Origin of the sequence: uncultured Rhodoblastus sp. (assembly GCF_903903185.1) — a bacterium.
GTDB lineage: Bacteria > Pseudomonadota > Alphaproteobacteria > Rhizobiales > Beijerinckiaceae > Rhodoblastus.
In genome coordinates this window covers 22,092-28,615 of sequence record NZ_CAIUXT010000054.1, presented here as the reverse complement: position 1 = coordinate 28,615, position 6,524 = coordinate 22,092, and the positions used below count along the sequence as shown (strand labels likewise).

The window sequence follows — 6,524 nt, the reverse complement described above, 5'->3', positions numbered from 1 at the left end:
CCTTCCAGACCTTGAGCGCGGCGGGCCTGTGGCGGTTCAAGTCCGCGACGATCTCGCCGCGCGCCCGGCTGGTGGTCAATACGGCGGAAGCCGCCATCGACGCCGCCATCGCCGGCGTCGGCGTCACCCGGGTGCTGAGTTATCAGGTGGAGCAAGCCATTCGCGCCGGCGCGTTGACGGTGGTGCTGGAGGACTGCGAGCCCGCGCCCCTGCCGGTCAGCCTGGTTCATTCCGGCGAAAGACTGCTGCCGCTCAAATTGCGGGCCTTTCTGGATTTTGCGACGCCTCGGCTGAAAGCCCGCGTCGTCCAGGCGGCGCTTGGGCCAGCGCGTGGCGAGGGCGAAGCGAGATCGTAACAATCCGGGGCGCCGGGACGAATGAAGGCCAAGGCCAGCGAAGGGTTGCGCCTTGCATCCTCGCCGTCGGGAGTCCGCCTCATGACCTTTTTTCCATCCACGGTCTTCGCCATTCTTGGCCTTTCCGCCCTTGACCTTGCCGCGACCTCCGGCGTCGTCGAAGCCGCCGGCCGGCCCATCGTGGTTGAATTATTCACCAGCCAGGGCTGCTCGTCCTGTCCGCCGGCCAATGCCAATCTCATCGAACTTTCGCGCCGTCCCGATGTCCTGGCTTTGAGTTTTGCCGTGACCTACTGGGACCGGCTGGGCTGGAAGGATATTTTCGGCAAGCCGGAGTTCACCGCCCGCCAGGTCGATTATGAGCCCGGACTCGGGCAGTCGGGGCCGTTCACGCCCCAATTCGTCGTCGAAGGCCGGGGTACGGTGGTCGGCGCCAGGCTGAGCGATATCGAAGCGCTGATCGCCGCGCAGAAAATCGATGCAGGGCCGACCATGCGCCTAACCCGGGATCGGGCGACCATCGGCGCCGGCAAGGCCCCGGACGGCGGCGCGAATGTCTGGCTCGTGCGCTACGAACGGGGCGTCCTCGATGTCGCGGTCAAACGCGGCGAAAACAGCGACCGGACCTTGCCGCATGGACATGTCGTGCGGAGCCTCGCCCGCATCGGCGGCTGGACCGGAGATGCCGTCGAATTTGCGCTGACGGGACAGGCGGACGGATTGCGCACGGCGATTCTGGTGCAGGCCCGTCACGGCGGCCCGATTGTTTCCGCCGCCACCGATTGATCGGGACGCCGGTCGCCTCCACGCGACGAGTCCAAAGCGAACCTCGCAAGAGCCAGCACCAGGATCGGATAGAGCGAGGACCAGCGATACAGCGCATCAAGCGGCAGGTGCGACTGCAAGCCGCCGACCAGCCACGACCCGACGCCGACGCCGGTCATGAGCGCGGCGATCAACATCGACGAGACCCAGGCCACGTTGTCTGGAAACCGATCGACCGCGAGAGATATGGTGAGTGGCAGGAAGGCGGAGCAGGCAAGCCCCGCGACGGCGAAGGCTCCGATGCCGGTCGCGGCGCTATCGGCGAACGAAACGAGCCAGAAGGCTGCGATCATCAACACCGGCAGCGAGACCCAGATGATCTTGGCGGGCACACGGACGATCAGGACTGAAACCAACAGCCGTCCAGCCACGAGGGAGCCCCAGAAGGCCGATAGAGCGAAGCTCGCGGTCATGTCGGGCAGTCCCTTACTATCGCGCAGGAAGATCACCGCCCAGCTCGAAAATGTGCCTTCGGCGAAAGCATAGATCACGGTGATTGCTGCGAATAGCCAGAATATTGGCGAGGCGGCCGGCCGCGTCGCCTTTGTTTCGTCCGCGGCGGCAGGCGTCGCCGGCTGCGGCAACCGGATGAGCAAGGCGGCGGTCGACGCGATCGCGCAGGCGGAAGAGAGGCCGACTGGAAATTCAAACCATGTTCCCGCTGCGATGAACGGCCCGGCGATCAGCGGGCCGATTGCGAGCCCAAGCCCGATCAGCGAATGCGCGGCGACGATCGCGGTCTGGCTTCGGTGCGGAAACAAGAGGCCCGGATAGGCGTTGATCGGCCCGCCGATCAGCCCAAAGCCAAGACCGAGGCTCGCCGTGCCGGCAAGAAGCAGATCGACGCCGCCGGACGGCGAAACGAAGTTCGTGCCTGCGAGAAGAGCCTGGCTCGTCGCATTGGCGGCGAGCGCCAACGCGAACAGCGCCTTCAGTCCGATCATGCGCGCGAGCGCGCCGCCGGCGACAGCCCCGACAATGGCGAGCGCCACCTGAGGCAGGAAGATCGCGCCGTAATCGGCGTCCGACAAAGCCAGCGTCTGCTTGAGCAAGGCGCTCACCGTGGGAAAGCTGACCAGCGTCATGCCTTGCAGCAACGCTCCGGCATAAACGATCAGCACAGCCGACGGGGCCGCCGCGATTTTGGCCCCTGACATCGATCCTGCGGTCGTCGGAGAGGTCATCATTCGGCCGCCTCGCGAATTTGCCGGCTGCCCCAGTAGGCGGGAATATCCTTGCGATAGTGGCGCGAAACGAGATTTGCGATCAGCCCGGTCCATCCGGTCTGGTGCGAGGCGCCCAATCCCTGGCCGGTCTCGGCGTGGAAGTACTCGTAGAACAAGAGAAGGTCGCGCCAGTGAGGGTCGTCGCGGAACGGCGGCTGCGTCTGCATGGCTGGCGCAACGCCGCAGGCGCCGCGGCGATAGATGTTGGCGACGCGGTCCGCGATCAGGTTTGCAACGCCGTTCAGGGACAACTGCTCGCCGCCGAGGCAAGGAATGGCAAACATGAATTCGTCGCCGAGGAAGCGGTGGAACTTCTCCACCGCCTGGATCAGCATGTAGTTGACCGGCAGCCAGATCGGCCCGCGCCAGTTCGAGTTGCCGCCGAACAGAGCGGAGTTCGACTCGCCGGGAACATATTCGATCATCGCCGCACCGACCCCGGGAAGCACGCCGAGGTCGCAGTGGGTTGCGTGAATCTTGCTGACGCTGCGGATGCCGAAGGGCGAGAGGAACTGATCCTCGTCCAGCAAGCGCGACAGCATCGGCTGCAGCATTGTGTGATCGACCACGGACAGAAGATGCTCGCCGCGATCGTTCTCCCACTCCGGGCACGAGCAGACATAATGGCCACGGAACAGGCCGCCCTTATGCGCGCGCAGGCGATCGCGGAAGCGGGGCGCGCGGCTGAGCAGGCGGCGGTCGACGACCTCCGTCGCAAAGAGAGGGATTAGTCCCACCATCGAATAGACGTCGATGTGGCGCCAGGAGCCGTCCGGCGCTGTGATCAGATCCTTGAAGAACCCTGCCTCCGCATCCCACAGCGAGGGCCGGTCGGCCGCGTTGCCGGAGAGGGCTTCGCAGATGGAGAGGAACTGTTCATAGGTCTGGATCGCTATTTCTTCGTAATTCGGATCGTTTTGCGTCAGTTCCAGCGCGATCACCGTCATGTGGAGCGCGAACATCGCCACCCAGCCGGTCGCGTCGGCCTGCTTGAGGCTATAGCCCGACGGCAGCGGTTTCGACCGATCGAAGACCGAGATGTTGTCGAGCCCGAGAAAGCCGCCCTCGAAGATGTTCGAGCCTTCGGCGTCCTTGCGATTGATCCACCAGGCGTAATTGAGCAGCAGCTTGTGAAAAACCCGCTGAAGGAAATCGTGGTCGCCGCGCCCGCGCTGCACGCGTTCGGCTCGGAACGCTTTCAGCGCCGCGAGCGCATGGACCGGCGGATTCACGTCGCCGAAATTCCATTCGTAGGCCGGTATCTGGCCGTTTGGGTGAAGATAACGCTCGCACAGCATCAGCTCGATCTGGTCTTTCGCGAAGTCCACATCGACAAGGGCCAGCGCGCCGCAATGAAAGGCGAGATCCCAGGCCGCAAACCATGGATACTCCCAGGCGTCGGGCATGGAGATCACGTCGGCTGCCTTCAGGTGTTTCCACTGCGCGTTGCGGCCCCAGCGGCGCGCCGCCGGCGGCGGCGGGAGATCGCCTTTCAACCAGCGTTCGACATCGTAGTGGAAGAATTGTTTGCTCCAGATCATCCCGGCCAGGGCCTGACGCGCGATACGGTGGTCCTCGTCATTCGCGGCATCGAACAGGTCGCGATAGAAAGCGTCCGCTTCCGCCTGTCGCGAGGAAAAGACTATGTGGCTGCGCTCGAAAGGCGACGACATCGCTCTGGCCGAGAGGACCAGATCGAGCTCTGCGCTTTCGCCCGGCGGCACCGCGAGCCGGCTCCAGCTCGCGAATTTTGTGCCGGCGCCGGCCGGATTGACCGCTTCCGCTGCGCCGTCGATCACACGGCGATGGAACGCGTCCTTCGCATAAGGACCGGCGTTCGGCGCTCCCCATAAGAGCTTGGCGTTGGTCTCGTTCTCCGTAAACAGCAACTCCGCGCGCTGGCGGCCGTACAACCAGTATTCGCCCAGTTCGGGATGCGTGGCCGCGACCGTCCAGGCGGCGCCGCTGGGCGCGTCGATGGTTCGGATTGCGGGCTTGTCCGCGCCGTCGATCCCGTCGCCCCAAGCCCAGGCGTTGCGGAACCAGAGCGTCGGCAGAAGATGCAATTCGGCGGCCTCGGGGCCTCGGTTCGCGACGACGATGCGGATATGGATTTCGTCCGGCGCGGCCTTGGCGTAGGCGACTTCGACGTCGAAGTAACGGTTCTCGGCGAACGCCCCGGTATCGATGAGATTGTAGGGCGGGTCGTCGCGTGAGCGGCGCGCGTTTTCTTCCACGAGCGCGCCATAGGGAAAAGCGCCGTGGGGATATTTATAGAGATAGCGCAGCAGACTGTGGGTCGGAGTCGCGTCGAGATAGAAGTAATATTCCTTCACGTCCTCACCGCGGTTGCCCTGCGCGCCGGTCAATCCGAAAGCGCGTTCCTTCAGGATTGGATCGCGGCCGTTCCAAAGCGCCAGCGCAAAGCAGAGATGCTGCCGATCGTCGCTGACGCCGCCGAGACCGTCCTCGCTCCAACGATAGGCCCGCGAGCGAGCCTGATCGTGGGAGAGATAGTCCCAGGCCTCCCCGCAGGGGCTGTAGTCTTCGCGCACGGTTCCCCACGCCCGCTCGGAGAGATAGGGTCCCCACAGCCGCCAGTTTTCTTTTCCCAGACGCTGGTTCTCCAGGCGGGTCCTTTCGAGATCGTGTCGGTCGGCGCCAGTCATTGCCGTTCTCCCTTCGATTCAATGAGCTTGTGGGCGACGCGAAGCGCCCAGGCGTAAATGGTCAGCGATGGATTGACGCGGCTTGACCGCGGCAGAATGCTTCCGTCGACGACGTAAAGGCCCTGGAGCCCATGCACGCGGCCGGACTGGTCCACCACCGAGTCCGCCGGGTTGTCGCCCACGATCAGCGTGCCGCAGGCATGCGCCGTTCCGCCGAGCGGAACCGGCTTGACGATGGGAATGAGGCCCGCGCGCATGAGATCGATGGCGAAGGTGCGGACGAAGCCGCGGTGCTCGTCCCGCGAGCGCGCGATGCGGTCGCGGTCGTAGTCGAGGCGCGGACGGTCGTCGCCGTTGATGGCGGCGATGACGCGATTGTCGGGATGCGACCCGTCTTCTGTCTGCAGGAAGAAGCCGTAGGCGCGATCGCCGATCAGATTGGCGATCCAATCTGGCGCGAAGGCCGGCAATTCGGTCGCAACGATCTTGCCGTCGGTCGCACCGAGCGGCTGTACGCTTGAATGCGGGAAGCGGGCATGCGTCATCATTACGGTTTTGCGCAGCCGGTCGCGCTTGCGCGACGGCGACCAGCCGACGACCGCGGTCAAGAGATGGCTCTTGTAGTTGCGGCCGACGGAGGAAGCCGCTGGAAGCGTCTCGGCGAGCCCGGCTGCCGCGAGATACCCCTGCAGGAGGCGCGGCGAAGAGAGCGCTCCGGCGGCGAGCAGGACCGCGTCCGCCCGATGGGTCGAGCCATCCTCGCCGACCACGCCGACAATGCGTTCTGGCGCGCGCTCGTCGCCTAGCAGAGCGAGGATCGGCTTGCCGGTGGCGATGGTTACGTTTGGCTTGTCGCGAATGCGGTCGAGGAGGCAGGTCTCGGCGTCGGACTTCAAGCCCGTCACTGAAGCGAAGCCGTCGAAGCGCACCGCCTCCTGCGGATCGTCGAGAATGCGCGGCGAGAGGCCGAGCGGCATCGGCGCGCAGCGCCAGTCCGGCGCAACCCGCTCGATGCGCGCGACGATGCGCTTCGTATCGGGCTCGATCTCGAAGCGGCGCACGTTGAGCAGCGTTTCCGCCTCATCGTAATAGGGCGCGAGCTCGTCATAGCCAAACGGCCAGCCGCGATGCCGATGAGTGGGTTCATCCATGAACTCGTTCGGCGAAAAGCGCAGCAGCGCCGCGCCATACCATTTCGTTTTCCCGCCGAGATTGTAGAACTCGGACGGAACGAACGGCTTGCCGTTGCGGTCGATCCAGGGGTCTTGATTGCGGTACCGCCCTTGTCGCAGCACGACGTCGGCGTCGAGCGTGCTGCCGTCTGTCGGCAGCTGCTGGCCTTTTTCGAAAACGAGAACCCCGCGCCCGGCCTCGGCGAGCCTGTAGGCGGCCGCTGCGCCGCCAGCGCCCGAGCCAATGACGATGGCGTCGTAAATCGCGGTCATGTC

General features: G+C 64.9%; 5 protein-coding genes. 2 read left to right on the top strand and 3 right to left on the bottom strand.

Annotation, left to right across the window (positions count from 1 at the left end):
• Positions 1–356: LysR substrate-binding domain-containing protein (locus QZY01_RS04570; protein WP_294533917.1), on the top strand; the 356-nt coding region annotated here is incomplete at its 5' end.
• An 81-nt stretch (positions 357–437) separates the two neighbouring features.
• On the top strand, positions 438–1,142 hold the full coding sequence (locus tag QZY01_RS04565; RefSeq protein ID WP_294533915.1) for a DUF1223 domain-containing protein: 705 nt from the start codon (positions 438–440) through the stop codon (positions 1,140–1,142).
• On the opposite strand, the gene QZY01_RS04560 is transcribed toward QZY01_RS04565, so the two are convergent.
• The 3 genes from QZY01_RS04560 to QZY01_RS04550 form a co-directional block, all read right to left on the bottom strand.
• Positions 1,106–2,338, bottom strand: coding sequence for an MFS transporter (locus tag QZY01_RS04560; protein ID WP_294533912.1), 1,233 nt, complete (start codon positions 2,336–2,338; stop codon positions 1,106–1,108). The two genes, QZY01_RS04565 and QZY01_RS04560, sit on opposite strands and share 37 nt — an antisense overlap.
• A 26-nt stretch (positions 2,339–2,364) precedes the next feature.
• Entirely contained in the window at positions 2,365–4,776 is a 2,412-nt protein-coding gene (locus QZY01_RS04555; RefSeq protein ID WP_294533909.1) for a glucosidase, read from the bottom strand.
• Between the two features lie 296 nt (positions 4,777–5,072).
• On the bottom strand, positions 5,073–6,521 hold the full coding sequence (locus tag QZY01_RS04550) for a GMC family oxidoreductase (RefSeq protein WP_294533906.1): 1,449 nt from the start codon (positions 6,519–6,521) through the stop codon (positions 5,073–5,075).
• Positions 6,522–6,524: the final 3 nt, after the last annotated feature.